This window comes from Spongisporangium articulatum (genome assembly GCF_044465595.1).
GTDB classification, from domain to species: domain Bacteria; phylum Actinomycetota; class Actinomycetes; order Actinomycetales; family Kineosporiaceae; genus Spongisporangium; species Spongisporangium articulatum.
The window spans coordinates 459310-485409 of record NZ_JBITLV010000003.1 but is presented as its reverse complement, the minus strand read 5'-3'; the positions used below and the strand labels follow the sequence as shown (position 1 = coordinate 485409).

The following is a 26100-nucleotide window of genomic DNA, read 5'->3' as shown; positions in this document are numbered from 1 at the left end:
TCGGGTCGGGCAGGTGTGACCGTTTCGGTCGCCACGAGTGCGATTTCTGCTGCTGTGGCAACCAGAACGGTCGCGGATCCGCACCTGTGGACAACTTCGAAGCTGCGCCGCCGGGTGCGGAAGGCTTGTCCGGGTGCGCCGGACGGATACCGCAGCCCTGGAGGCGGTCGCCGCATGCCATCACGGCCTGATCACCCGGCCCGACGCGGCGGCCCACGGCATCACCCCGGCGACACTGCGGTGGGCGCTCGCCTCGGGCCGCCTGCACCGCGTGATGACCGGCGTCTTCACGATGGCCGACCACTGGGAACGGCTGACCCCGCGTGACCGGCATCTGCTGGTGCTCCTGGCTGCGCAGCGCCGTTCGCCGCGGTCGGTCGTCTGCGGTCTGAGCGCCGCCGTCGCCTGGCAGTTGCCACTGCCCGAGGTGGGGGCGCCCACGCTCATGAGCGCTCAGCGTCGAGGGCAGCAGGCGGGCATCCGCTGGCGGCGGCTCGCGGTGAACCGGGCACGCCGGGTCGGGGCGCTGGTGGTCACCTCACCGGCCCGCACAGTCCTCGACTGCGCGCGCGAACTCGACCGTCCGTGGGGTCTGGCCGTCGCCGACGCCGCACTGCATGCCGGGCTCTGCACCCGGGAGGAGTTGACCGCGGAACTGGTCGGTGCCGAACCGGCGGCGGGGCTGTCGAAGGCGCGATGGGTGATCAAGCGGGCTCGCAGCGAGCCCGAGTCCCCTCTCGAGTCCCTGGGCCGCGCCGACCTCGACCTCGCCGGACTAGCCGTGCCCGAGCCGCAGTCCTGGGTGCCCACCGAGCGCGGCTGGTTCCGGGTCGACCTCCTGGACGGGGAGAGCCGGGTCGTGACGGAGGCCGACGGCAAGGTCAAGTACGAGGGGAGGCCCGCGGTGTGGGCCGAGAAGCTGCGCCAGGACGACATCCGCGACCTGCAGCTCGAGGTCGTGCGGTTCACGATGTACGACCACCATCACCAGGCCCCCTGGCTGGCCCAGTACCGACGCGCCTTGGTGCGCGGCCGCCGCACGGCGGAACTCCTCGGCCCGATGCCGACGGATCTGCGTCCGGACTGGTTGCCATGAGCGCCGTACGCCTCGTGGTGGCGACCGAAACGGTCGCACGTGCTCAACGGATAGGCTGAGCACGTGTTCGCGACCCTCTCTGACCGCCTCACCGCCACCTTCCGGTCCCTGCGCGGCAAGGGCCGGCTCTCGGAGGCGGACGTCGACGCGACGATCCGCGAGATCCGCCGGGCCCTGCTCGACGCCGACGTGGCCGTGCCCGTCGTCCGGCAGTTCACCGGCGCCATCCGCGAACGGGCGCTGGGCGCCGAGGTCTCACAGGCGCTGAACCCCGGCCAGCAGGTCGTCAAGATCGTCAACGAGGAGCTCATCGCCGTCCTCGGCGGCGAGACCCGCCGGCTGCAGTTCGCGAAGAACCCGCCGACCGTCGTCCTGCTCGCGGGCCTCCAGGGCGCCGGTAAGACGACGCTGGCCGGCAAGCTCGCGCGCTGGCTGCGGGAGCAGGGACACACCCCCCTGCTGGTGGCCTGCGACCTGCAGCGCCCCAACGCCGTCACCCAGCTGAAGGTCGTCGGCGAGCGGGCCGGCGTCCCCGTGTTCGCCCCGCACCCCGGCGCCCAGGGGGAGGCCGACGACACGGCCGACCCGGTGCCCGTCGCGCGGGCCGGGGTCGAGTTCGCGCGCGAGAAGCAGCACGACATCGTCATCGTCGACACCGCCGGGCGGCTGGGCGTCGACGAGGTGCTGATGAAGCAGGCCGCCGACATCCGCGACGCCACGCGGCCCGACGAGATCCTGTTCGTCCTCGACGCGATGATCGGTCAGGACGCGGTGACCACCGCCCAGGCGTTCCAGGAGGGCGTCGGCTTCACCGGCGTCGTCCTGACCAAGCTGGACGGCGACGCGCGCGGTGGTGCCGCGCTCTCGGTGCGCGGGGTCACCGGTAAGCCGGTGATGTTCGCCTCGACCGGGGAGAAGCTCGAGGACTTCGAGCCGTTCCACCCCGACCGGATGGCCTCGCGCATCCTCGACATGGGCGACATCCTCACCCTGATCGAGCAGGCCGAGAAGGCGTTCGACGCCGAGCAGGCCGAGAAGATGGCGGCGAAACTCGCCGCCGACGAGGACTTCACGCTCGAGGACTTCCTCGCGCAGATGAGCGCCCTGAAGAACATGGGCTCGATGAAGTCGCTGCTCAAGATGCTTCCCGGGATGGGTGAGATCCGGCAGCAGCTGGAGAATTTCGACGAGCGCGAGCTCGACCGGGTCGAGGCCATCGTGCAGTCGATGACGCCGCTCGAGCGCCGCCAGCCGCGCATCCTGAACGGCTCGCGCCGGGCCCGCATCGCGCGCGGCTCGGGCACCCAGGTCTCCGACGTCAACCAGCTCGTCGAGCGGTTCGGCGAGGCCCAGAAGATGATGCGCGCGATGCGCCGCGGCGGGAACATCCCGGGGATGCCGCCGGGCATGGCCGGGTTGCCCGGCCTGGGCGGCGGCAAGAAGGGCCGCGGCAAGAGCGCGCCGCCGCCCCGCAAGGGGAAGGCCAAGTCCGGCAACCCCGCGAAGCGCGCCCAGCAGGAACGCGAGGCCGCCGCGCGCCGCGAGGGCGGTCCGGCCGCCCCGGCCCCGAAGGGCGGCGCGTTCGGCCTGGGCGGCGCCCGCCAGGGGCCGGACCCGGCCGACCTGCAGCTGCCTCCGGGCTTCGACAAGTTCCTGAAGTGAGCGCGCTCCGGCTGTCCGGGCCGGTGCTCGTCGGGCCGCAGCAGCAGCTGGACGGCGCGTGGGTGGTCGGCGGCCGGCTCACCTTCGACGCCCCGTCCGGGCCGGTGGACGGCGAGATCGAGGGCTGGGTGCTGCCCGGGCTCGTCGACGCCCACTGCCACGTCGGGCTGGCGGCGGGCGGCGCCGTCGACGAGGCCACGGCGCAGCGCCAGGCCGAGACCGACCGGGACGCCGGGACGCTGCTGATCCGTGACGCGGGCTCGCCGGCGGACACCCGCTGGATGGACGAGCGCGACGACCTGCCGGTGATCGTCCGGGCCGGGCAGCACATCGCGCGGTCGAAGCGGTACATCCGCAACTTCGGCTACGAGGTCGAGCCCGACGCCCTGGTGGCCGCGGTGCGGTTCCAGGCGGCCCGCGGCGACGGCTGGGTGAAGCTGGTCGGCGACTGGATCGACCGGGCCGTCGGTGACCTCGCCCCGTGCTGGCCGGCGGACGCGCTGCACGCCGCGATCGCCGCCGCGCACGAGGCCGGGGCCCGGGTGACCGCGCACTGCTTCGGCGAGGACTGCCTGCCCGACCTGCTGGCCGCCGGGATCGACTGCATCGAGCACGCGACCGGGCTGAGCGACGAGACCCGCGCGGTGGCGGCCGCCCGCGGCGTGCCGATCGTCCCGACCCTGGTCAACATCGGTACCTTCCCGCGGATCGCCGCCCAGGCGGGGGAGAAGTTCCCCGTCTACGCGGCGCACATGCGAGCCCTCTTCGCCCGCCGCTACGCGGGAGTCGCGCAGGCCCACGAGGCGGGCGTGCCGATCTTCGTCGGCACCGACGCGGGCGGGTCCCTGCCGCACGGACTGGTCGCCCAGGAGGTCGGCGAACTGGTCTGCGCCGGGCTCACCCCGGTGCAGGCGCTGGACGCCGCCACCTGGGCCGCGCGGGCCTGGCTGGGTCGCGCCGGGCTCGAGGAGGGTGCCCAGGCCGACCTCGTCGTCTACCCGGAGGACCCGCGGGCCGACGTCCGGGTGCTCGCCGCCCCGCGGGCCGTCGTCCTGCGGGGGCGGGCCTTCTGATCGGGTGGTCGGGGGGCGCCTGAGTTTCTGGCACAATGGCCTGCTGTACCGGACCGCCCAGGGCCCCTCTCTCCCCGGGTGCCGTCCAGTCCGAGCTTTCCCGCTCCGGCCGGTCCCCACCTGTCCGGGGCGGGCGAACAACCCGAAAACGTAGGAGTTCCGTACTCGTGTCTGTCAAGATCCGCCTCAAGCGCATGGGCAAGATCCGTAGCCCGCACTACCGCATCGTCGTCGCCGACTCCCGCACCAAGCGTGACGGTCGCGCGATCGAGGAGATCGGCCTGTACCACCCCACCCGCGAGCCGTCGCTGATCGAGATCGAGAGCGAGCGCGTCCAGTACTGGCTGGGTGTCGGCGCGCAGCCGACCGAGCAGGTCCTGGCGCTGCTGAAGGTCAAGGGCGAGTGGCAGAAGTTCAAGGGCGAGCCGGGTGCCGAGGGCACCTACCGGGCGCCGGGCGTCAAGGAGGAGGACCGGTCCGGCTTCGCCGAGGCCAAGGCCCTCAACGAGAACGAGGCCAAGACGCTCAAGGCCAAGAAGTCGGCCGAGAAGGCCGAGAAGAAGGCTGAGCCCCAGGCCGACGAGGCGCCCGCCGAGGAGCCGAAGGCCGCCGAGGCCGCCCCGGCCGCCGACGAGGCCCCGGCCGCCGAGGCGACCGAGTCCACCGAGGCCTGACCGTGCTGATCGAGGCGCTGGAGCACCTGGTCCGCGGCATCGTGGCGCACCCGGACGACGTCACCGTGCGCAGCAAGTCGCTGCGTCGGGGCTCGCTGCTGGAGGTCCGGGTGCACCCCGAGGACCTCGGCCGCGTGATCGGCCGCTCGGGCCGGACGGCGACCGCGCTGCGCACGGTCGTGAAGGCGATCTCCGGCGGCGAGCCGGTCCGCGTCGACGTCGTGGACGTCGACCGCGGTCGCTGAGCCCGCCACCGATCGGCGGGAGCGTGCGACTCGTCGTCGCCCGGATCGGCCGCGCCCACGGGATCCGGGGCGAGGTCAGCATCGAAGTACGCACGGACAGCCCCGGTGACCGGTTCGTCGCCGGGGCCGTCCTGTACCCGGTGGACGGCCGGCCGCCCTTGACCGTGCGCACCGTGCGCGACCACAACGGCACCGTGCTGCTCACGTTCGCCGAGATCGGCGACCGGACCGCCGCCGAGGGCCTGCGCGACGTCGTCCTCGAGGCCGACGTGCCCGACAGCACGGGTGAGGACGACGCCTGGTACCCGCACGAGCTCGTCGGTCTGGCCGTCGTGGCTCCGGACGGCGAACCGCTGGGCGAGGTGGTCGGCCTCCAGAACGGCGGGGCGCAGGACCTGCTCGTGGTGCGGCGCCCGGACGGCGAGCGGCGGCTGGTCCCCTTCGTCACCACGCTCGTGCCCGAGGTGGACGTCGCGGGCGGCCGGGTCGTCGTCGACGCGCCCCCCGGCCTCCTCGAGGACCTCCCCGATGAGGATTGACGTCGTCACGATCTTCCCGGAATACCTTGCCCCGCTTGAACTCTCGCTGATCGGCAAGGCCCGGCGCACGGGTCTGCTGGACCTTCGGGTGCACGACCTGCGCACGTTCACCCACGACCGGCACCGCACCGTCGACGACGCCCCCGCGGGCGGCGGCGCCGGGATGGTGATGCGGCCCGAACCCTGGGGCGAGGCCCTCGACAGCCTGCTCGAGGGCGCGCAGCCCGCGCCCGTCGTCCTGGTGCCCAGCCCCTCGGGAACGCCCTTCACCCAGGCGTTCGCCCACCAACTGGCCGCGCAGCCGTGGCTGGTGTTCGCCTGCGGGCGCTACGAGGGCATCGACGAGCGGGTCTTCGAGGAATACGGCGAACGGGCCCGGCTGGTCCCGGTCAGCCTGGGCGACTACGTGCTCAACGGCGGCGAGGTCGCCGTGCTGGCGATCGTCGAGGCGGTGGCCCGGCTGCTGCCCGGGGTGATCGGCAACGCGGAGAGCCTGGTCGAGGAGAGTCACGCCGACGGGCTGCTGGAGTATCCCGTGTACACCCGGCCGGCTAGCTGGCGGGGCCGTGACGTGCCGGCCGTGCTGGGCTCGGGACACCACGCCCAGGTCACCCGCTGGCGTCGCGACCAGCAGCTGCGCCGCACCAGCGAGCGGCGGCCCGACCTGATCGAGCGGCTGGACCCGGTCGACACGGATCCGCAGGACCGGGCCACGCTCGCGGCGCTGGGCTGGGAGCCGGACGACGGTGGCGGATTTCGGCGTCACCTGCCCCCTGTGGCAGACTGAACCCGAAGATTGCCGGCGGCCTGCCCGCGCCCCTGCCACAGGGGGGTCTGCGCAGGGCGAGTGCCCAGCCGGCGCACACGTAGCCAGACACCGACCTGCGCCGATGACCTGTGGCATCTGCCGGAAAGCGACCGATCATGCACGCGCTCGACAGCCTTGACGCCGCCTCTCTGCGCGACGACATCCCCGACTTCCGCGCCGGCGACACCCTGAAGGTGCACGTGCGGGTCGTCGAGGGCAACCGCTCCCGCGTCCAGCTCTTCCAGGGCGTCGTGATCCGCCGCTCCGGCGGCGGCGTGCGCGAGACCTTCACGGTCCGCAAGATCAGCTTCGGCGTCGGCGTGGAGCGCACCTTCCCGGTGCACACCCCGATCATCGAGAAGATCGAGGTCGCGACCCGCGGTGACGTCCGCCGGGCCAAGCTCTACTACCTCCGGTCGCTGCGCGGCAAGGCCGCGAAGATCAAGGAGAAGCGCGACGCGGTTCCCGCCCGCTGAGCGTTCCTGAGCGTTCCTGAGCATCCCCCGTCCGGTGGAGGCGTCGGCCGACACGCGACCGACTTCTCCCCGGACGCCCGTTCGGGCACAGGGTCGCGTGGAAGTATGACCGCGCAGTGACCGGGACAGGCAGGCGAGCCGCGGGAGAGGTGACGTGCTGATCGGGGAACCCGCGCGCGTCGCTGCCGGGGTCCGGCCCCGGCCCCGACCCGAGTCCTACCGCGTCCCGCGGTCCCGCCGGTACGCCGTGCTGGCCGTGGCCGGTCTGGTGACGATCGCGCTGGTGCGGGGGCTCGTCGTCCAGTCGTTCGTGGTGCCCACCGGGTCGATGGACCCGACGGTCCGGGCCGGCGACCGGGTCCTGGTCTCCCGGATGAGCTACACGCTGGGCGAGATCCACCGGGGCGACGTGATCGTCTTCGACGGCAACGGCACCTTCGACCCGGCCCCCGCCCCGGCCCGCAACGGCCTGGCCGAGCTCGGCCGCACCGTGGCCGCGGCGTTCAGCCTGCCGGTCGGTTCCCAGGACTACGTGAAACGGGTGGTCGGCCTGCCCGGTGAACGGGTGGTCTGCTGCGACGCCCAGGGGCATCTGACGGTGAACGGGGTGCCCCTCACCGAGCCGTACGTGAACCCGCAGGACGTGCCCAGCGTCGAGAGGTTCGACGTCACGGTGCCCGCCGGGCGCCTCTGGGTGATGGGTGACCACCGCAGTGCATCGGCCGACTCCCGGGCCCACCGCAATCTTCCCGGGGGCGGTACCGTTCCCCTGGAGCGTGTCGTCGGCAAGGTCGTCGGTATCTACTGGCCGCCGGCGCACGCAGGGGGTATCTCGTCGGATTCCGGGTCGTCGAAGTCCTCCATGCAGTCTCTCGCCCGGCCGAAGGAACGGTAGATGACCCAGTCGAGTCACCAGGCGTCCAGCGCGGCGGAGGGCGAGCCCGTGAGCGAGAAAGACCTTCAGGCCCCGGGGGCCGACGCCGACGACGAGCAGGACCCGGTCCGCGCGTTCCTGTCGATGATCCGCGAGATCGTGCTCGTGCTGGTCATCGCGCTCGGACTGTCGCTGCTGATCAAGACCTTCCTGATGCAGGCCTTCTTCATCCCGTCGCCGTCGATGGAGAACACGCTGATCGTCGGCGACCGGGTACTGGTCAGCAAGCTGACGCCGGGGCCGTTCGAGCTCAAGCGCGGCGACATCGTCGTGTTCTCCGACCCGGGCAACTGGCTGCCGGCCACCACGGAGGTCGACGAGGGCGCCGTGCGCAACGGCATCCGCGCCGGTCTGACGTTCGTCGGCCTCCTGCCCGCCAACTCCGACGAGCACCTGATCAAGCGCGTCATCGGGCTGCCGGGCGACAAGATCTCCTGCTGCGACAGCGCCGGCCGGCTGCTGGTCAACGGCAAGCCGATCAACGAGCCGTACGTCTACCCGAACGACAACCCGAGCGACAAGCCGTTCTCGGTCACGGTCCCGGCCGGGCACCTGTGGGTGATGGGCGACCACCGGTCGGTCTCGGCCGACTCCCGGGCCCACCTGAAGGAGTCGACGCAGGGCTTCGTGCCGATCGACGACGTGGTCGGCAAGGCGTTCGTCCTGGTCTGGCCGCTGAACCGGGCGACGTTGCTGCACAACCCGTCGTCGACGTTCGCGGGCGTTCCGGCCGCCGGGAAGTAGTCCATGGCCACGGCCACCCGGAAGGCGCCGCCGCGGGCCCGGAAGGCCCCGTCGCGTTCGTCGTCCCCCTCGCTGCGGGAGGAGCGGCGGCTGTTGCGCGACGGCGGGCACCGGCTGCTCGCGGCCGTCGACGAGGTGGGGCGCGGGGCCCTGGCCGGGCCGGTCACCGTGGGCGTGGTGCTGATCGACGAGGCGACGCGGTCCGCGCCGTCGGGGGTGCGCGACTCCAAGTTGCTCACGCCGGCCGCCCGGCAGGCCCTGGTGCCGAAGCTGCGCCGGTGGGCGCCGCGGCACGCCGTGGGCCACGCCGAGCCGGCCGAGATCGACCGGTTCGGGATCATCGCGGCGCTGCGGCTGGCCGCCCGGCGGGCCCTGGCCGCGTTGCCCGAGGCGCCCGACTGCGTGCTGCTGGACGGCTCGCACGACTGGCTCAGCGTCCCCGTGACGGTGCTGCCCGAACCCGAACGGCCGGTCCAGGTCGAGGCGCTGTTCGACCTCCCGCCCGAGGCGGCTCGACTCGGGCCGGTGGCGCCCGCGATCGACCTGCGCGCAGGAGGCGCCCAGCTGGACCTGAGTGCGGTGCGCGAGACGCCCGACCTGCCCGGAGCTTTCGCCGCCCCCGTAGTCACCCGGGTGAAGGCCGACATGCGGTGCGCGGCCGTGGCCGCGGCCAGCGTGCTGGCCAAGGTCGAGCGGGACGCGATCATGGTCGAGCTGGCCGGGCGGCACCCCGAGTACGCCTGGCACGAGAACAAGGGCTACTCGGCGCCCGAGCACATCGAGGCGCTGCGCCGGTTCGGGGCCACCCCGTTGCACCGCCGGTCGTGGAGCCTGCCGGGCACCGAGCACGCCGTCCTGCCCTTCTGAGCCGTAAACTCTTTCCGTGGGTGATCAGGCGCGATGAGTACAGAGGATCTCGAGAACTACGAGACCGAGATGGAGCTGCAGCTCTATCGCGAGTACCGGGACGTGGTCAGCCTCTTCAGCTACGTCGTGGAGACCGAGCGCCGGTTCTACCTGGCCAACCAGGTCGACCTGAAGGTCCGCTCGGCCGACGGCGAGGTCTACTTCGAGGTCACCATGACCGACGCCTGGGTCTGGGACGTGTACCGCCCCGCCCGGTTCGTGAAGTCGGTCCGGGTCGTCACCTTCAAGGACGTGAACGTCGAGGAGCTCAGCCCGAGCGAGCTGGAGCTGCCCAAGAACGGTGGATTCCGGGCGGGGGCCTGACCCCCACCCCCTAACCCCCCCCGTACGTCGGTGGCGTGCTGACCGTGTCCTCCACACCCGGCAGGACGGGCGGTTCGCCCACAGCCTGACCGGACGCCGCCGCTCACCGCCCGCGGAGGCCGTCACCTTTGCCGGGTGCGCTGGCGCCCGGTGGAATCCCCCTCCCGGGCGCCAGGCACCACCGATGGTGGGTCCGGCGGACGGGTGGGAGCAGTGGGCGCGACGACGAGGGTGGGCCGGTCCCGGCAGGCGGTCGGCCGGGACGGCGAGGAGCTGGTGGCGCGGCTGGTCGTGGCCGCCGGGTGGCGGGTGCTGGCCCGCAACTGGCGGTGCCGGTACGGCGAGCTGGACCTGGTCGCCCTGGACGGCGACTGCCTGGTGTTCTGCGAGGTGAAGACCCGGCGCTCGGTGCGGGCCGGTCACCCCCTGGAGGCGGTGACGCCCGACAAGGTCCGGCGGCTGCGCCGGCTGACCGGGGTGTGGCTGCAGCAGTACGACGGCCCGTTCGACGCCGTGCGGATCGACGTGTTCGCGGTGCTCCACCGCGGCGCCGGGGGCGGGCGGCTGCCCCTGGTCGAGCACCTGCGGGCGGTGGGCTGACGTGGCGGTGGGCCGGGCGCTGGCGGTCGCCGTGGTCGGGTTGCGCGGGCACCTCGTCGAGGTGGAGGCCGACGTGTCCAGCGGGCTGCCGGCGTTCGGGCTGGTCGGTCTGCCGGACGCGTCGCTGCTGGAGTCGCGGGACCGGGTCCGGGCGGCCTGCAACAACCTGTACTTCCACCTGCCGACCGGGCGGATCACCGTCAACCTGTCGCCGGCCGCCCTGCCCAAGGCGGGCACGGGCTTCGACCTGGCCGTCGCGGTGGCCCTGCTGGCCGCCGCCGGTGACGCCCCGGCCCCCACGGCCGGGCAGTACGTGCACATCGGCGAGCTGTCGCTCGACGGTCGGGTCCGGCCGGTCCGGGGCGTGCTGCCCGCGGTGCTGGCCGCGGTGCGCGCCGGCCGCTGCGACGTGGTGGTGGCGAGCCGGAACCGGGCCGAGGCCGAACTGGTGCCGGGGGCCCGCGTGCACCCCGTCGCGACCGTGGCCGACGTCGTGGAGCTGCACGGCGGCAACCCGTGCGGTCGCAACGCCGACGGCACGCCACGCACGGCCCGCCTGGTGCTGCCCGCCGTGGCGGACCTCGTGGGGGCCGCGGGTCCCGGCGGGCCCGGCGGCACGCTGCGCCCGCCCGGGCCGCCGCCGGACCTGGCCGACGTGCTGGGGCAGGCGGAGGCGCGGCGGGCCCTGGAGGTCGCGGCCGCCGGGGCGCACCACTTGCTCCTGATGGGCCCGCCGGGGGCCGGCAAGACCCTGCTCGCGGCCCGGCTGCCCGGCCTGTTGCCCGACCTGGACGACGCGGCGGCCGTCGAGGTGACGTCGGTGCACTCGCTGGCCGGAACGCTCGATCCCGCGGCCGGGCTGATGCGCCGCCCGCCGTTCGTCGACCCGCACCACACGGCGTCGGTCGCCTCCCTCGTGGGCGGCGGCAGCGGACTGCCGGTGCCGGGCGCGGCCTCGCGGGCCCATCGCGGCGTCCTGTTCCTGGACGAGGCGGCCGAGTTCGAGGCCCGCGTGCTGGACGCGTTGCGCCAGCCGCTCGAACACGGCGAGCTGACCATCCACCGCGCCCAGGGCGCCGAACGGTTCCCGGCCCGGTTCCAGCTGGTGCTGGCCAGCAACCCCTGCCCGTGCGGGATGGCCACGGGTGACGGCCTGTCCTGCGTGTGCCCGGCCACCGTGCGCCGTCGCTACCTGGCGCGGTTGTCCGGGCCGTTGCTCGACCGGGTCGACGTGCAGGTCGACGTGGCCGGCGTGACCCGGCTCGACCTGGAGTCCGGCGGGTCGCCCGAACCGACCTCGGTCGTCGCGGCCCGGGTGGGGGCGGCCCGCGCCGCGCAGACCGCCCGTCTGGCCGGGACGCCCTGGCGGTGCAACGGCGAGGTGTCCGGGGCCTGGTTGCGCGGCCCGTTGCGGCTGCCCGCGGCCGTGACCCGCGAGCTCGACCAGGCGCTGGACGCCTCCCGGTTGACCGTACGCGGGTACGACCGCGTGCTGCGGGTGGCCTGGACGGTGGCCGACCTGGCCGGGCGGGACAGCCCCGGGCACGACGAGGTGGGGCTGGCCCTCATGCTGCGGCAGCGGGGGCGGACGTCGTGAGCGGGGGCCTGCTGGAGGGGGTGCCGGGGCCAGCGTCCGTGCGGTTCGACGTGGACGACGAGCGGCTGGCCCGGGCGGCGTGGAGCCGGCTGGCCGAGCCCGGCGACCTACCGGCCCGGCAGCTGGTCCAGGAGTTCGGGGCCTCGGCGGCGTTGCGCGGCCTGCTGCGCGGGCAGGGGCCCCCGCGGTGGCGGTCGCGGCTGTCCGACCTCGACCCGGTCCGCGACGTGCGGGCGCTGGAGCGGGTGGGGGCGCGGTTCGTGGTGCCGTCCGACCCCGAGTGGCCGGGCGAGCCGCTGTCCCGGCTGGGCGTCGAGCAGCCGTTCGGGCTGTGGGTCCGCGGGCCGCTCGACCTCGGTGAGGCGTGTGAACGGGCGATCGCCGTGGTCGGGTCGCGCAACTGCACGGCCTACGGCGAGCGGGTCGCCCTGGAACTGGCCGCCGACTGCGCCCGGGACGGGGTGACCGTCGTGTCGGGCGGGGCCTACGGCATCGACGGCGCCGCGCACCGCGGCGCCCTGCAGGTCGCGGGCCGCACGGTCACGGTGCTGGCCTGCGGGGTCGACCGCATCTACCCGACCGGTCACGACCAGCTCTTCGACCGGATCCGGCAGGTGGGGGCCGTGGTCAGCGAGGTGCCGCCGGGCAGCTCACCCACGCGCTGGCGCTTCGTCGAACGCAACCGGTTGATCGCCTGCCTCAGCCGGCTGGCCGTGGTGGTGGAGGCGACCGACCGCTCGGGGGCCTCCAGCACCGCCGCCCGGGCCGCGAAGCACGGGGTGCCGGTCGGGGCGGTACCGGGCCCGGTGTACTCGCCGACCTCGTACGGCCCGCACCAGCTGCTGCGCACGGGCGCCGTCTGCATCACCTCGGCGGGGGACGCGCTGGACGAGATCCAGCGGCTGGGGGAGGCGCCGTCCCGCCCGGCGCCGCCCCGCAGGCGGGCCGCGCACGACGACCTGCCGCCGGCCGACCTGCGCGTGTTCGACGCGCTGCCGGTGCGCACCACGGCGCCGGTGGCGTCGCTGGCCAAGGTGGCCGGGCTGGACGAGTCGACGGTGCTAGCCGCGCTCGGCCGGCTCGAGCTGCGGAACCTGGCCGTCCGCTCGGGCGCCGGCTGGCGGCGCGCCCGTACCTGACCATGATCATCGCGTGAGTGCGCGTTGGGTGAGCGAGACTCGCGATCGGCGCACCCTCGCGATGATCTTGCTCGGGTGCGCGGCAATCCGAGCCGTACGTGGCACCGTGTGCGGTGTGACCGGTACGTCCGCGGGCGAATCAGCGGGGGAGACCCTGCGGCTGTTCGTGCGCCACCTGGGGCCGGAGCGCGGGCTGTCCCAGCACACGATCCGGGCCTACCGGGGCGACGTCGAGGCGCTGCTGCGGTTCGTGGTCGGCCCGGGGGACACGCCCGAGACGCCGGGCGTGCTCGAATCGTCGCCGACCCCGACGCTGGACCTGGCCACCCTGCGGGCCTGGCTGGCCTCGATGGCCGCCGACGGCGCCGCGCGCTCGACCCTCGGCCGGCGGGCCGCGGCCGCCCGGACGTTCACCGCGTGGCTGCACCGCACGGGCCGGGCCACCGAGGACCCGGGGCTGCGCCTGCGCTCGCCCAAACGCGGCCGCCCGCTGCCGGCGGTGCTGCGCGCCGACCAGGCCGGTGCGCTGCTGGCGGCCGCCGGAACGGCCCGCAGCGCCGAAAAACGCCCCGAACCGGGTGAAATCGACGACAACGCAGCGAAACTGTCTGCCGCTGTGACCCTTCGGGACCGGGCGATGCTGGAGTTGCTGTACGCGACCGGCGTCCGAGTGGGTGAACTGTGCGGCCTCAACGTCACGGACGTCGACGACGAACGACGTCTGGTGCGGGTGTTCGGTAAGGGCGGCAAGGAGCGCGTCGTCCCCTACGGGTTGCCTGCCCGCAACGCCCTCGATGTCTACTTCGCTCAGGCCCGGCCCGTTCTCGCGAGAACCGGCTCCCCACCTGCGGTTTTCCTCGGAGCGAGGGGCGGTCGGATCGATCAGCGGCGGGTCCGGCAGGTCGTCTACGACGCTGCGGAGGCGGTCGACGGCGCGCCCGCGGTTGGGCCGCACGGGTTAAGACACAGCGCGGCGACGCATCTTTTGGACGGCGGCGCGGACCTTCGTAGCGTACAGGAGTTGCTCGGTCACGCTACGCTCTCGACAACGCAGGTCTACACCCACGTCTCCGTGGACAGGCTGCGCGCGAGTTACCGTCAGGCCCACCCACGGGCCTGACGGAAGAACGGTCGGGAGAACGGCATTCGGCACGGATGCCCAGGGGAGGGGTTCGGTGGCAACCGAGAGCGTGGACACCATCGACGCGCAGGACGAGGTGGCGGCCAACGAGGCTGCCCTGCGCGCGTTGTGGGAGCAGTTCAAGCTCACCGCCGACCCGGGGGCTCGCGAGCGGCTGATCCTGCACTACTCGCCGCTGGTCAAGTACGTCGCCGGCCGCGTCGGGGTGGGGCTGCCGCCGAACATCGAGCAGGCCGACCTGGTCTCCTACGGCATCTTCGGGCTGATCGACGCGATCGAGAAGTTCGACATCGACCGCTCGATCAAGTTCGAGACCTACGCGATCTCCCGCATCCGCGGCGCGATCATCGATGAGCTGCGGGCCATCGACTGGATCCCGCGCAGCGTCCGCTACAAGGCCCGCGAGGTCGAGCGGGCCTACTCCACGCTCGAGGGTGAGCTGCACCGCACGCCCACCGAGGCCGAGGTCGCCGAGTGGCTCGGGATGAGCCTTGACGAGCTGCACGCCGTCTTCTCCCAGGTCTCCTACGTCAACGTCGTCGCGCTCGACGAGCTGCTGACCGTCGGCGGGGAGAAGGGCGACAAGCTCTCCCTGATCGACACCCTCGAGGACACGAAGGCGGAGGACCCGGTCGCCGCCTTCGAGAGCGAGGAGACCAAGTTCCTGCTGTCGCGGGCGATCAACCAGCTGCCCGAGCGGGAGAAGATCGTCGTCACGCTCTACTACTACGAGGGCCTGACGCTGGCCGAGATCGGCCGCGTCCTCGGCGTGACCGAGTCCCGCATCTGTCAGATGCACACGAAGGCCGTGCTGCAGCTACGGGCGAAGCTGGCCGAGGTGAGCTGAATCCCGACCGACGAGCCACACACCTGAACGACGTGCGCTGAGCGCGCCGCCGCGATCTGCGGGAAGGTCAGTCGGCAGCGGGATCCAGATCCGCTGCGGCCGTGATCACCCGGTTCAGGGTCGCGACGCACGCCCTCAGCTCCTCCTCGCCGACCGAGTCGGCGAGCGCCTGCGCCCACCGGCGCTGGCCGGGCGCGATGCGCGAGATGGCCTCGCGCCCGGCCGGTGTCGGCGCGAGCAGCTTCGCGCGCCGGTGGCCCGGGTTCGCCCGGAACTCCGCCAGCTCGGCGGCCACCAGGGCGTTGGCCATGGGCAGCACGGTCTGCCGTGCGATGCCCATCTCGCGGGCGATGCCGGCCACCGTCATCGGCGTGCGCAGTACGGCCCCGAGCACCTGCCAGCGCACGGCCGTCAGCCCGTGCGGCCGGGCCAGCGCCTCCCCGACCGTGAGGAAGACGCCGTTGAGCCGGAAGGTCCGCATCACCAGTTCGGTGACCGGGTCCCAGTTCCGGGCCCGGGCGTCCTCCTCGAGCCGCGCCGTGACGTCGACGCTCATGCGGACGCCCCGGCCGGGGTCAGCCCGGCGAGCCCGCTCGGGTCGTGGTCGTTGAAGAGCCGGAACCAGGCGTCCAGCACGGCCGGCTCGTACAGGTCGAGCACGGCCAGCGCCTCGCGGGCGAAGGGGATCGGCTCGAGGGGGCCCGCGGTGATCAGCCCGCCGTCGTTGACCACGTCGGCCTCGACGTAACCGTCCGCACCCGCGTAGCCGGTCGCCGTGAGGTACGCGGGTGCGGAGCTGGTGTGCCGGACGCCGTCCAGCAGGCCCGCCCGCGCCAGCCCCCGCGTCGCGCCGCAGATCGCCGCGACCGGCGTGCCCGCGGCCCGGAACCGGGCCGCGAGTTCCGCGGCCCAGGGCAGCCCGGCCTCCGTCTCCCAGGCGTCGGCCCCGGGCAGCACCAGCATCGCGCTGGTCACCGGGTCGACCTCGTGGACGCTCAGGTCGGGCAGCACGCGCAGGCCGCCCATCGTCGTCACCGGATCGAGCGTCCGGCCGATGGTCCGGACCCGCACCGTGCCGGGGGAGCGCTGCCAGGCCGGGTTGTTCACCCGCGCCGTCAGGTAGCTCGCCTCCCAGTCGGCGAGCGTGTCGTAGACCGCCACGTGAACGGTGCGCACCTGCTGCGTCTCAATCATGACAGTACACTGTCAAAGTGACAGGATGCTGTCAACAATTCATCGGACGGCGCCCAGCGGCTTCAGCACGATCGGCCGCCGCCCGCTCAGCAGGGCCAGCGGGTCGACGTAGGCCCCGTCCCGGCGCACGCCCCAGTGCAGGCAGGACGCCGGGGCGCAGTGCCCGGGCAGCGCGGACAGGCGCCCCACGACCTGCCCGGCGGCCACGGCCGTGCCGGGGCGAAGCGTGCCGACCACGGGTTCGAAACTGCTGGTCAGTCCGCCGCCCAGATCGACCGACACCACCGGCTTGCCGGCCACCACACCGGCGAACCGGACGACGCCCGCGGCGGGAGAGCGCACCGCGGCGCCCGGGGCCGCGGCCAGGTCGGTCCCGCGATGACCGGGCGACCAGGGGGACGGACCGACCTCGAACCGCTGGACCACGGCCGGCTGCGGCCGCAGCGGCCACTGCCAGGCGGGTGCCGTGGGGACCGTCAGGGCGAGCGCCGCGGCGACCAGCGGGGTCAGAGCCATGCGGCCGAGAGTGGCACCGACCCGCCCACCCGGGCGGGCGTCGTCCCGAAGCCTGTGGACGGCACCGCCTGTGGAGGGCGCGACGAGCGCGCCACCGGGACGCCCTAGCCGGCCAGCCGGGCCAGCCGGGCCGAGGCCTCGGCGATCACCTCGGGCCGCTTGCAGAACGCGAACCGGACCAGCGAGGACGCCGCAGCCCCCGGGCGCAGGAAGGCCTGGAACGGCACTCCGACCACCCCGCACAGCGTGGGCAGTTGCGCGCACAACGCCCGCCCGTCCGCGAAACCCAGACCGGCGGCGTCCGCGATCACGAAGTACCCACCCTCGGGCACGGACACCTCGAACCCGGCGGCCGACAACCCGCCGACCAGCAGGTCGCGGCCCGCGCGCAGCGAGTCCGCGGCCGAGACGAACCAGTCCTCCAGTGTCAGCGCCCGCGCGACCGCCGGCTGGAACGGCGACCCGTTCACATAGGTCAGGTACTGCTTCACGGCCAGGACGGCGTCCACCAGGTCGGCCCGCGCGTGCAGCCAGCCGATCTTCCAGCCGGTCACGGAGAACGTCTTGCCCGCCGACGACACAGAGATCGTCCGCTCCGCCATCCCGGGCCGGGTCGCGATCGGCACGTGCGGGGCGTCGTAGGTCAGGTGCTCGTACACCTCGTCCGACAGCACGAGCAGGTCGTGGGCGACGGCGAGGCGCGCCACGGCGTCCAGCTCGGCGACCGACAGCACCCGCCCGGTCGGGTTGTGGGGCGAGTTGAGCACGAGCAGCCGGGCCCGGGGCGTCACGGCGGCGGCCAGCGCGGCCTCGTCGACGGTGAACGACGGCCACTGCAGCGGAACCGGGACGGGCGTCGCCCCGGCCAGCGCGACGGCCGCCACGTACGAGTCGTAGTACGGCTCCAGCAGCAGGACCTCGTCGCCCGGCCCGCACAGGGCCAGGATGCTCGCGGTCAGCGCCTCGGTCGCCCCGGCCGTGACCAGCACCTCCGTGTCGGGGTCGAGGTCGAACCCGTACCGCGTGCGGTGCGCCGCGACGGCCGCCCGCAGCTCGGGGACGCCGCGACCCGGCGGGTACTGGTTGGCGCCGCCGGCGATGGCCGCGGCCGCGTCGGCCAGCAGGGACGCCGGGCCGTCGGTGTCGGGGAAGCCCTGGCCGAGGTTGATCGCGCCCGTGCGGGCGGCGAGGGCGCTCATCTCCGCGAAGATCGTGGGGGACGGCGCCCCGCGGTCGTCGTGCGGGCCCAGCAGACCCGCGGCCCGGGCCACCCGTCGCCACGGTTCGTCGTGGCCGTCGAGATTCACGCGACTCACCTTAGGGCGGCGATTTGGGCCGGGTGCGGGGCCCGGACTACCCTGCTACCAGCACCCGACTCCGGTCGGGTGACTTCGCGTGGCCTCTCCCCGCCCTCGGCGGGGGTTCGCACCGATCGGTCCGGGTTCGCCCGGCCGGCTCGAACCGGCCACCAGGCACGGCCCCGCCCGGGTGCCGTGAAGAACCGAGGGTGCTCCGCCTTCTACTCGGCGGGGTGCCACAGGAGTGTGCCCACATGGCAGTCGTCACCATGCGCCAGCTGCTCGGCAGCGGCGTCCACTTCGGTCACCAGACCCGTCGCTGGAACCCGAAGATGAAGCGCTTCATCCTCACGGAGCGCAACGGCATCTACATCATCGACCTGCAGCAGTCGCTGTCGTTCATCGACAACGCCTTCGACTTCGTCAAGGAGACCGTCGCCCACGGCGGCACCATCCTCTTCGTCGGCACGAAGAAGCAGGCCCAGGAGCCCATCGCCGAGCAGGCCACCCGCGTGGGCATGCCCTACGTGAACCAGCGCTGGCTGGGCGGCATGCTGACCAACTTCCAGACCGTGCACAAGCGGCTGCAGCGCCTCAAGGAGCTCGAGCTCCTCGACTTCGACGACGTGGCCGGCAGCGGCATGACGAAGAAGGAACTGCTGGTCCTGCGCCGCGAGAAGGACAAGCTGGAGAAGACGCTCGGCGGTATCCGCGACATGGCCAAGGTGCCGAGCGCGGTGTGGATCGTCGACACCAAGAAGGAGCACCTGGCCGTCGACGAGGCCCGCAAGCTGGGCATCCCGGTCGTGGCGATCCTCGACACCAACTGCGACCCCGACGAGGTCGACTACAAGATCCCGGGCAACGACGACGCGATCCGGTCGGTCACGCTGCTGACCCGCGTGGTCGCCGACGCCGTGGCCGAGGGTCTGATCAGCCGTCAGGGTGGCGGCGAGGCCGTCGCCGCCGAGGGCGCCGTGGCCGTCGACGAGCCGCTGCCCGAGTGGGAGCGCGACCTGCTGGCCGGTCAGGCGGAGACGCCGGCCGCCGAGGCCGTCGCCACCGAGGGCACCGCGGCGGAGACCTCCGCGGCGGAGGCGTCCGCGCCCGAGGCGTCCGCGCCCGAGGCGGCTCCCGCCGAGGCCTGATCGGCTCCGGCACAAGAACTTTCCACCACATCACGAACGGAGAGATGGCGAGATGGCGAACTACACCGCCGCCGACATCAAGCAGCTTCGCGAGCAGACCGGCGCCGGCATGCTGGACGTCAAGAAGGCCCTCGACGAGGCTGACGGCGACCTGGCGAAGGCCGTCGAGATCCTGCGCGTGAAGGGCCAGAAGGGCGTGGCCAAGCGGGAGAGCCGCACCACGTCCAACGGGCTCGTCGCCGCGCACACCGAGGCCGGCCTCGGCGTCCTGCTGGAGCTGGACTGCGAGACCGACTTCGTGGCCAAGGGCGACAAGTTCCTGGCCCTGGCGGTCGACGTCCTCGCGCAGGCGGTGGCCTCGAAGGCCGCCACCCCGGAGGAGCTGCTGGCCAGCAGCCTGGCCGACGGCCGGACGGTGCAGCAGCTGATCGACGAGGGCAACGCGGCGATCGGCGAGAAGATCGTCGTCGCCAAGCTGGCCCGGATCGAGGCCACCCACGTGGCGAGCTACCTGCACCGCACCAGCCCGGACCTGCCCCCGCAGGTCGGTGTCCTGGTCGGCACGGACGGCATCCACGACGTCGCCCGCGACATCGCGCTGCACATCGCCGCCCTGCCGCCGAAGTACCTCTCCCGGGACGACGTCCCCGCCGAGGTGATCGAGGCCGAGAAGCGCGTCTTCGAGGCCAAGGCCAAGGAGGAGGGCAAGCCGGAGCAGGCCATCGCCCGCATCGTCGAGGGCCAGGTCAACGGCTTCTACAAGGAGAACGTCCTCCTGGAGCAGAAGTACGCGAAGGACCAGAGCACCACGGTGGAGAAGGTGCTGGCCGAGGCCGGCGTCTCCGTCCACGCCTTCGCCCGGTTCCGGGTCGGGGCCTGAGCAGGATCACGCCCCGGCCGCCGCGCCGACAGCACTGACGTCCGCACCCGCCGTCCGCGTGACGGCGGGTGCGACGCGTCGTCACCGGTTCTGCCGGACAGGTCGATAAGGCAGACTGGCTCCGGCCCATCGATCCATCGATGCCGACCGGTGGCCGCCGACGACAAGGAGCAGCGCATGGACGTGGCCGTGGAGGCCCAACCCGCCCCGGCCCCCCAGCCGGCCCCGCAGGCCGAGCTGTCGCCGTCCGGCACCCCGCTCTACCGCCGGGTGCTGCTGAAGCTCTCCGGTGAGGTGTTCGGCGGTGGCCGCCTCGGCCTCGACCCCGACGTGATCGGTCGGCTGTCCGACCAGATCGCCGAGGTGGTGCGCGAGGGTGTCCAGGTCGCGGTCGTGGTCGGCGGCGGCAACTTCTTCCGGGGCGCCGAGCTGTCCCAGAAGGGCATGGACCGGGCCCGGGCCGACTACATGGGCATGCTCGGCACCGTGATGAACTGTCTCGCGCTGCAGGACTTCCTCGAGCAGCGCGGGGTCGACACCCGGGTCCAGTCGGCGATCACGATGGGCCAGGTCGCGGAGCCGTACGTGCCCCGGCGGGCGATCCGGCACCTGGAGAAGGGCCGCGTGGTCATCTTCGGGGCCGGGCTCGGCGCACCGTACTTCTCCACCGACACCACGGCCGCCCAGCGGGCCCTGGAGATCAAGGCGCACGTCGTCCTGATGAGCAAGAACGGCGTGGACGGCGTGTACACGGCCGACCCGCGTACGGACCCGTCGGCGTCCAAGCTCGACGAGGTGACCTACGCCGACGCGCTGCGGCAGCGGCTGAAGGTCGTCGACGCCACGGCGTTCAGCTTGTGCATGGACAACCGGCTGCCCATGATCGTCTTCGGGATGGAGGGCGACGGAAACGTCGCCCGGGCCGTCCGGGGTGAGAGAATCGGGACGTTGGTGACGGCGGGCTGACGCCCGAGGCGCTCGTGCAGGGCCGATACAGGGACAGGGACAGGGAGTTACCGTGATCGACGAGACCCTCTTCGAGGCCGAAGAGAAGATGGACAAGGCCGTCGAGGTCGCGAAGGACGATTTCGCGACGCTGCGCACCGGCCGGGCCACGCCTGCGCTGTTCAGCAAGATCGTCGTCGACTACTACGGTTCGCCGACGCCGCTGCAGCAGCTCGCCTCGTTCAACGTGCCCGAGGCCCGCACGATCCTCATCACCCCGTACGACAAGAGCTCGCTGTCCGACGTCGAGAAGGCGCTGCGCGACTCCGACCTGGGCGTGAACCCAAGCAACGACGGTTCGGTCATCCGGGTGTCCCTGCCGCAGCTGACCGAGGAGCGCCGCCGCGACTACATCAAGCTCGCGCGCAGCAAGGCCGAGGACGCCCGCGTGTCGGTACGCAGCGTGCGTCGCCGGGCCAAGGACGAGATCGACCGGTTCGTGAAGGACGGCGAGGCCGGCGAGGACGAGGGCGCGCGTGCCGAGAAGGAGCTGGAGCAGGTCACCAAGCGGCACGTGGACACCATCGACGAGCTGCTGAAGCACAAGGAATCAGAGCTCTCCGAGGTCTAGTCCGTAGATGTCTCCTTCCCCAGACTCTGAGGACGTCTCCGGCCAGCAGCGCCGGAGGCGCGCTGGGCGTTCCTCGGGCTCTGAGTCGCCGGGCGCTGCGGACTCCTCCTGGGCCGACGCGATCGGCCTGCAGGGGGACGGCGGGGAGCCGGCTTCCTTCTTCGAGCCGCCGACGCGCCGGGACCGGTCGAACCGCCAGCCGGACGCCGCCGCCCCCGGTACGCCGCCGGGTGGCTCTCCCGCTGATCTCGACGCGCACCGGCCGTGGTGGGCGGGTGCCGGTGGGGCCGGGGCCGGCCAGCAGTCCTCGCCGTTCCAACCGGGTTCCGCGTTCGGGTCGGGGCCCGTCTTCGGCGCCGGGGCTCAGCCACCCGCCGCCCCGCCCGCCGCCCCGCCCGCCGCCCCGCCCGCCGCCCCGCCGCCCCCGGCCCCGGCGCCCGGCCCGGCGGTCAGCAGTGACTTCTTCACGCCCGCGACCCCGCCTGCCCCGCCGACCTACCAGCCGCCCGCCTACGAGCCTCCCCAGTACGAGCCTCCCCAGTACGAGGCTCCCCAGTACGAGGCTCCCCAGCCGTACGAGGCTCCCCAGCCGTACGAGCCGCCGCAGTCGTACGAGCTGCCGCGGTACGAGGCACCGCGGTACGAGCCGTCGCAGCCAGCACAGCCGCCGCAGCCGCCGCGGGTCGAGCCGCCCGCCGCGCCGCCGCCGGTGGCCGCGCCGTCCTCGCCGTTCGCGCCGCCACCGGTCGCGCCCGGCCCGTCGGCGTTCTCGGAGCCCACGGCGTTCCGGCCCTCGTCGGCCCCGGCGCCCTACGAGCCCCCGCCCAGTTTCGGCGCCCGGCGCGCGGAGGCGCCGCCCTCCTTCGGTCGCTCGGCCGGTCCTGAGACGCCCTCGCCGTCCGGGTCGCAGTCCCCGGCTCAATCGCCGGCGCAGTCCCCGGCGCCCGGTCCGGCGGCTCGTGAGCTGCCCGAGTACGACCGGCCGCGGCTCGGCGGCCCGGTGTACACGCCGCCCACCTACGACGAATTCCCGCGCGGGCGCAAGGAGTTCGACGAGGCGCCCCCGACCGGCATCACGCCGGTGGTGCACTCCGTCGACTTCCCGGCCCCGCTCGAGCCTCCGGCGCCCTTCCCCGACCTGATCGACTACTCGGGCCTGGCGGACCCCCTGGGGTCCCCGCCGCCCCTCAGCCCGCCCCCCGCCGGCCCGCCCCCCGCCAGCCCCGCGCCGATCATCCCGGCGGCCTCCTCGACGCCCGCAGCGTCCCCGGCGCCGGCACCGTCCCCGTCGAAGGACCCCGAGGAGACCGGCCCCATCGGCCTGCCGGCCGGGGCCGACCGTCCACCGCGCCGTTCGCTGGCCGACCGGGCCCGCGACGCCCGAGGGTCCGGCCTGACCGGTGGCCTGACCGGCGGGCTCGGTGCCCTGCGCCGGGCGGCCGGTACTGCGGCCGGGTCAGCCGCCGGGTCAGCCGCCGCGGCAGCCGCCGGTGGAGCTGCTGGTGCCGCCGGGTCAGCCGGAGCCGCCGGTGCCGCCGGCGCGGCCGCCCCCGGGATCGCTGCCGCGGGTGCGGCCGGCGCCCTGTCCGGCCCCCCGTCCGGCCCCCTGTCCGGCCCCCCGTCCGGGCCCCCGTCCGGCGCCCGCCCCGGCGGCGTCCCCGGGCCGGCATCCCCACCGCCGGACTCCCCGGCCGGGGGACAGCCGGTGGCCCGGGGCAGCGGCCGGAGCAAGGACGCCCCGCCGACCGGTGCGCTGCCGTCGTTCAACGACGTCCTGACCGGCCCGATCTCGCTGCCCTCGCTCGGCGGCCCGCCGACCGTGCCGGGAGGCCTCGCCGCGGCGGGCGGCCCGCCGTTGCGTCCGGGGGGCAAGGGGCCGAAGGGCGGCAAGGGCCGCCGTCCGCGCAACGACGAACCGATGCTGGAACGGATGGACGACACGATGCCCGGCGGTCTCGGCTACGGGGACACCATGCTCCCGCTGGACGAGGCGCACGAGCAGCAGCTCGAGGCCGAGGCGGCCGCGGCGCGCTCGCCGCACGACGCGTTGGGGCGGCCCGCCACCCCGGCGCCGACCACCGGCAAGGCGGGACGCAACCTGCCCGCCGCGATCGCCGTCGGGGTCGGGCTCGGCGCGCTCGCGGCGGCGTCGCTGTTCACCCGGCCCGAGGCGTTCGTGGCCGTCGTCAGCGTGGTGGCGGTGCTCGCGGTCTGGGAGCTGGCCGGGGCGATGGCCGCCAAGGACATCATGGTCCCGGTCGTGCCGCTGGCGGTCGGCTCGGTCGGCATGCTCGTGTCCGCGTACGTGGCGGGGCAGGAGGGTCTGCTCGTCTCGTTCACGCTGACCGGGTTCGGGCTCCTGCTGTGGCGGATCATCGACGGCGTCGAGGGAGCGGCTCGCGACGTCACGGCCGGGATCTTCGTCGCCGCGTACGTGCCGTTGCTGGCCGGCTTCGCCGTGCTGATGCTGGCCGACGGGCCGCTGTACGTCGTCACGTTCATCGCCGTCACGGTGTCCAGCGACATCGGCGGGTACGCGCTGGGCGTGGTCGCGGGCCGCCATCCGATGGCGCCGAAGGTCAGCCCGAAGAAGTCGTGGGAGGGCTTCGCCGGGTCGGCGATCGCGTGCGCACTGGTCGGGGTCGGCACGGTCACCCTGCTGTTGCACGGCGACCCGCTGGCCGGGCTCGCGCTGGGCGCCGCCACCGTCGTCTCGGCGACCCTCGGCGACCTGGCCGAATCGCTGCTCAAGCGCGACCTGAACGTGAAGGACATGGGCAACCTGCTGCCGGGCCACGGCGGGTTGATGGACCGCCTCGACTCCCTGCTGCCGACCGCGCCGCTGGCCTTCCTGATCCTGCACCAGCTGGTGTTCCTGGCATGAGCGAACCGCCCGCACCCGTCGTCCCCGAGGGCCGGCGAGGCCTGGTGATGGCCTCCCCGCGGCGGCCCAAGCCGCCCACCCACCTGGCCGACCTGACGTTGTCCGAGCGGATGGCGGCGGTCGCCGAACTCGGCGAGAAGCCGTTCCGCGGCCGGCAGCTGTCGGTGCACTACTTCGAACGTCTCGCGGACGTCGACCCGGCCTCGGCCGACGCGCTCACCGACCTGCCGGCCGGCGCCCGGCAGAAGCTCGCGGCGGCGATGTGCCCGCGGCTGCTGACTCCGGTGCGCGAACTGCAGGCGGACGCCGGGGCGACCGTGAAGACGGTCTGGCGGCTGTTCGACGGGGCGCTGGTCGAGAGCGTGCTGATGCGCTACCCGGACCGCGCCACGGTGTGCATCTCCAGCCAGGCGGGCTGCGGCATGAACTGCCCGTTCTGCGCGACCGGCCAGGCCGGGCTGACCCGCAACCTCTCGGCGGCCGAGATCGTCGAGCAGGTGGTGGCCGCCAAGCGCGTCCAGGCGGCCGAGGAGGCCGCGGGCCGGGTGACCAACGTCGTGTTCATGGGCATGGGGGAGGCGCTGGCCAACTACAAGGCGGCGATCACCGCCATCCGCCGGATGGTCGCGCCCGCGCCCGAGGGGCTGGGCATGAGCGCGCGCGGCATCACGATGTCGACGGTCGGCCTGGTCCCGGCGATCGGGAAGCTCGCCGCCGAGGGACTCCCCGTCACGCTGGCCCTCAGCCTGCACGCCCCGGACGACGAGCTGCGCGACGAGCTCGTCCCGATCAACTCCCGCTGGACGGTGGGGGAGGCGCTCGACGCCGCCCGCGCCTACTTCGACACCACGGGCCGCCGGGTCAGCATCGAGTACGCGCTGATCCGCGACGTGAACGACCAGGCGTGGCGGGCCGACCTGCTGGGCACCGAACTCAACCGGCGCGGCCGGGGCTGGGTGCACGTCAACCCGATCCCGCTGAACCCGACGCCCGGGTCGCGGTGGACGGCCAGCGATCCCCAGGTCGAGCGCACGTTCGTCGAACGGCTGCGGGCCCACGGCGTCCCGACCACCGTCCGCGACACGCGGGGCCGGGAGATCGACGGGGCCTGCGGGCAGCTGGCTGCGACCGTCTGATCGGGATCAGTGGGACGATTGGTGACCGGTCAATCACGATCTGGCACGCGTCACAGAGTCTTCATCCCCGCGGGGTCGGGATGTCGTGCAGAATGACCCCGTGAGCGACACCTTCCCTCGGGCCAGCCGGTTCGCCAAGGGTTACGACGTGGAGCAGGTCGAGTCCTTCCTCGGCCGGGCCCGCGTCGCGTACGAGGAGAACGGCCGGGGCCCCGCCATGACCTCCTGGCACGTCCGGACGGTCGGGTTCGACCTGGTCCGCGGCGGCTACGACGTCGACGCGGTGGACGCCGCCCTCGACCGCATCGAGGACGCGTTCGCCCGCCGTGAAAAGCAGCGCGGTGAGGAGCGCAGCGGGTCCGCCGCCTGGCAGACGCAGCTGCGCACGCAGGAGGCGTCGCTGCGCGCGCAGCTGGCCCGTCCCGACGGCGAGCGGTTCCCACGCGGCAGCGGCATGGAGCTCACCTACGACGTTGACGCGGTCGACAACCTGTGCCGCCGCATCGAGGAGGCGTTCAGCATGGGGCAGCCGCTCCCGCCGGACGCCGTGCGCCTGGCCGTCTTCAAGAGCCGCCGCGGGTCGCGCGGCTACCGCGAGGCCTCGGTCGACGCCTTCCTCGACCGCGTGGTCGAGCTGCTCGTCGTCCAGACCGTCTGAGCAGA

The 26100-nt window shown here is 73.6% G+C and carries 28 protein-coding genes; 24 read left to right on the top strand and 4 right to left on the bottom strand.

From position 1 onward, the window contains the following. Nucleotides 1–133 precede the first annotated feature (133 nt). The 17 genes from ACIB24_RS11895 to whiG all read left to right on the top strand — a co-directional run bounded on the left by ACIB24_RS11895 (nt 134) and on the right by whiG (nt 14805). Nucleotides 134–1096 carry a type IV toxin-antitoxin system AbiEi family antitoxin domain-containing protein gene (locus ACIB24_RS11895; protein WP_398280060.1) on the top strand — a complete coding sequence of 321 codons (963 nt, stop codon included), beginning with the start codon at nt 134–136 and terminating at the stop codon, nt 1094–1096. 63 nt (nt 1097–1159) lie between these two features. After that, on the top strand, nt 1160–2758 hold the full coding sequence (gene ffh, locus ACIB24_RS11890; protein WP_398280057.1) for a signal recognition particle protein: 1599 nt from the start codon (nt 1160–1162) through the stop codon (nt 2756–2758). Then, nucleotides 2755–3831, top strand: a complete 1077-nt coding sequence (locus ACIB24_RS11885) for an amidohydrolase family protein (protein ID WP_398280054.1) — start codon at nt 2755–2757, stop codon at nt 3829–3831. The genes ffh and ACIB24_RS11885 overlap by 4 nt, the downstream gene beginning before the upstream one ends. Before the next feature lie 167 nt (nt 3832–3998). Beyond that, on the top strand, nt 3999–4505 hold the full coding sequence (gene rpsP / locus ACIB24_RS11880) for a 30S ribosomal protein S16 (protein ID WP_398280051.1): 507 nt from the start codon (nt 3999–4001) through the stop codon (nt 4503–4505). Between the two features lie 2 nt (nt 4506–4507). Next, nucleotides 4508–4750 (top strand): RNA-binding protein, encoded by a 243-nt coding sequence (locus ACIB24_RS11875; protein ID WP_398280048.1) that lies wholly within the window; start codon nt 4508–4510, stop codon nt 4748–4750. Between the two features lie 23 nt (nt 4751–4773). Then, a complete protein-coding gene (gene rimM / locus ACIB24_RS11870) occupies nt 4774–5289 on the top strand; it encodes a ribosome maturation factor RimM (RefSeq protein ID WP_398280045.1) in 516 nt (171 codons plus the stop codon). Further along, nucleotides 5279–6076 (top strand): tRNA (guanosine(37)-N1)-methyltransferase TrmD, encoded by a 798-nt coding sequence (gene trmD, locus ACIB24_RS11865; RefSeq protein ID WP_398280042.1) that lies wholly within the window; start codon nt 5279–5281, stop codon nt 6074–6076. The genes rimM and trmD overlap by 11 nt, the downstream gene beginning before the upstream one ends. A gap of 137 nt (nt 6077–6213) precedes the next feature. Then, a complete protein-coding gene (rplS, locus tag ACIB24_RS11860; RefSeq protein ID WP_398280039.1) occupies nt 6214–6573 on the top strand; it encodes a 50S ribosomal protein L19 in 360 nt (119 codons plus the stop codon). A gap of 154 nt (nt 6574–6727) precedes the next feature. Next, on the top strand, nt 6728–7468 hold the full coding sequence (gene lepB / locus ACIB24_RS11855) for a signal peptidase I (RefSeq protein WP_398280036.1): 741 nt from the start codon (nt 6728–6730) through the stop codon (nt 7466–7468). Continuing rightward, nucleotides 7469–8251, top strand: coding sequence for a signal peptidase I (gene lepB / locus ACIB24_RS11850; protein ID WP_398280033.1), 783 nt, complete (start codon nt 7469–7471; stop codon nt 8249–8251). A 3-nt stretch (nt 8252–8254) separates the two neighbouring features. Beyond that, a complete protein-coding gene (locus ACIB24_RS11845) occupies nt 8255–9118 on the top strand; it encodes a ribonuclease HII (RefSeq protein ID WP_398280030.1) in 864 nt (287 codons plus the stop codon). A gap of 33 nt (nt 9119–9151) precedes the next feature. Then, nucleotides 9152–9481 carry a DUF2469 domain-containing protein gene (locus ACIB24_RS11840; RefSeq protein ID WP_398280027.1) on the top strand — a complete coding sequence of 110 codons (330 nt, stop codon included), beginning with the start codon at nt 9152–9154 and terminating at the stop codon, nt 9479–9481. Between the two features lie 213 nt (nt 9482–9694). Then, nucleotides 9695–10081, top strand: coding sequence for a YraN family protein (locus tag ACIB24_RS11835; RefSeq protein ID WP_398280024.1), 387 nt, complete (start codon nt 9695–9697; stop codon nt 10079–10081). Between the two features lies 1 nt (nt 10082). Continuing rightward, nucleotides 10083–11678, top strand: coding sequence for a YifB family Mg chelatase-like AAA ATPase (locus ACIB24_RS11830; protein ID WP_398280021.1), 1596 nt, complete (start codon nt 10083–10085; stop codon nt 11676–11678). Then, a complete protein-coding gene (gene dprA / locus ACIB24_RS11825; protein WP_398280018.1) occupies nt 11675–12817 on the top strand; it encodes a DNA-processing protein DprA in 1143 nt (380 codons plus the stop codon). Before ACIB24_RS11830 ends, dprA begins: the two co-directional genes overlap by 4 nt. 115 nt (nt 12818–12932) lie before the next feature. Next, a complete protein-coding gene (locus tag ACIB24_RS11820; protein WP_398280014.1) occupies nt 12933–13937 on the top strand; it encodes a tyrosine recombinase XerC in 1005 nt (334 codons plus the stop codon). A gap of 97 nt (nt 13938–14034) precedes the next feature. Next, complete coding sequence (whiG, locus tag ACIB24_RS11815) at nt 14035–14805, top strand: RNA polymerase sigma factor WhiG (protein ID WP_398280427.1); 771 nt, start codon at nt 14035–14037, stop codon at nt 14803–14805. A 67-nt stretch (nt 14806–14872) separates the two neighbouring features. On the opposite strand, the gene ACIB24_RS11810 is transcribed toward whiG, so the two are convergent. The 4 genes from ACIB24_RS11810 to ACIB24_RS11795 all read right to left on the bottom strand — a co-directional run bounded on the left by ACIB24_RS11810 (nt 14873) and on the right by ACIB24_RS11795 (nt 17822). Next, entirely contained in the window at nt 14873–15361 is a 489-nt protein-coding gene (locus tag ACIB24_RS11810; protein ID WP_398280011.1) for a MarR family winged helix-turn-helix transcriptional regulator, read from the bottom strand. Beyond that, nucleotides 15358–15999: a DJ-1/PfpI family protein gene (locus ACIB24_RS11805; protein WP_398280008.1), complete on the bottom strand. Its 642-nt coding sequence runs from the start codon at nt 15997–15999 to the stop codon at nt 15358–15360. Before ACIB24_RS11805 ends, ACIB24_RS11810 begins: the two co-directional genes overlap by 4 nt. Before the next feature lie 39 nt (nt 16000–16038). After that, complete coding sequence (locus ACIB24_RS11800) at nt 16039–16515, bottom strand: murein hydrolase activator EnvC family protein (protein ID WP_398280005.1); 477 nt, start codon at nt 16513–16515, stop codon at nt 16039–16041. A 104-nt stretch (nt 16516–16619) separates the two neighbouring features. Next, a complete protein-coding gene (locus tag ACIB24_RS11795; RefSeq protein ID WP_398280002.1) occupies nt 16620–17822 on the bottom strand; it encodes an aminotransferase class I/II-fold pyridoxal phosphate-dependent enzyme in 1203 nt (400 codons plus the stop codon). Between the two features lie 245 nt (nt 17823–18067). Here ACIB24_RS11795 and rpsB point away from each other — a divergent pair, with 245 nt between their 5' ends. The 7 genes from rpsB (at nt 18068) to ACIB24_RS11760 (ending at nt 26095) form a co-directional block, all read left to right on the top strand. Further along, complete coding sequence (gene rpsB, locus ACIB24_RS11790; RefSeq protein WP_398279999.1) at nt 18068–18961, top strand: 30S ribosomal protein S2; 894 nt, start codon at nt 18068–18070, stop codon at nt 18959–18961. Between the two features lie 52 nt (nt 18962–19013). Further along, nucleotides 19014–19841 (top strand): translation elongation factor Ts, encoded by an 828-nt coding sequence (tsf, locus tag ACIB24_RS11785; protein ID WP_398279996.1) that lies wholly within the window; start codon nt 19014–19016, stop codon nt 19839–19841. A gap of 177 nt (nt 19842–20018) precedes the next feature. Continuing rightward, nucleotides 20019–20807 (top strand): UMP kinase, encoded by a 789-nt coding sequence (gene pyrH / locus ACIB24_RS11780; protein WP_398279993.1) that lies wholly within the window; start codon nt 20019–20021, stop codon nt 20805–20807. A gap of 52 nt (nt 20808–20859) precedes the next feature. Beyond that, nucleotides 20860–21417 carry a ribosome recycling factor gene (gene frr, locus ACIB24_RS11775; protein WP_398279990.1) on the top strand — a complete coding sequence of 186 codons (558 nt, stop codon included), beginning with the start codon at nt 20860–20862 and terminating at the stop codon, nt 21415–21417. Nucleotides 21418–21424: 7 nt separating this feature from the next. Next, complete coding sequence (locus tag ACIB24_RS11770; protein WP_398279987.1) at nt 21425–24301, top strand: phosphatidate cytidylyltransferase; 2877 nt, start codon at nt 21425–21427, stop codon at nt 24299–24301. After that, nucleotides 24298–25437: a 23S rRNA (adenine(2503)-C(2))-methyltransferase RlmN gene (gene rlmN / locus ACIB24_RS11765; RefSeq protein ID WP_398279984.1), complete on the top strand. Its 1140-nt coding sequence runs from the start codon at nt 24298–24300 to the stop codon at nt 25435–25437. The genes ACIB24_RS11770 and rlmN overlap by 4 nt, the downstream gene beginning before the upstream one ends. A gap of 100 nt (nt 25438–25537) precedes the next feature. Next, complete coding sequence (locus tag ACIB24_RS11760; protein ID WP_398279981.1) at nt 25538–26095, top strand: DivIVA domain-containing protein; 558 nt, start codon at nt 25538–25540, stop codon at nt 26093–26095. The last annotated feature ends 5 nt before the right edge of the window (nt 26096–26100 follow it).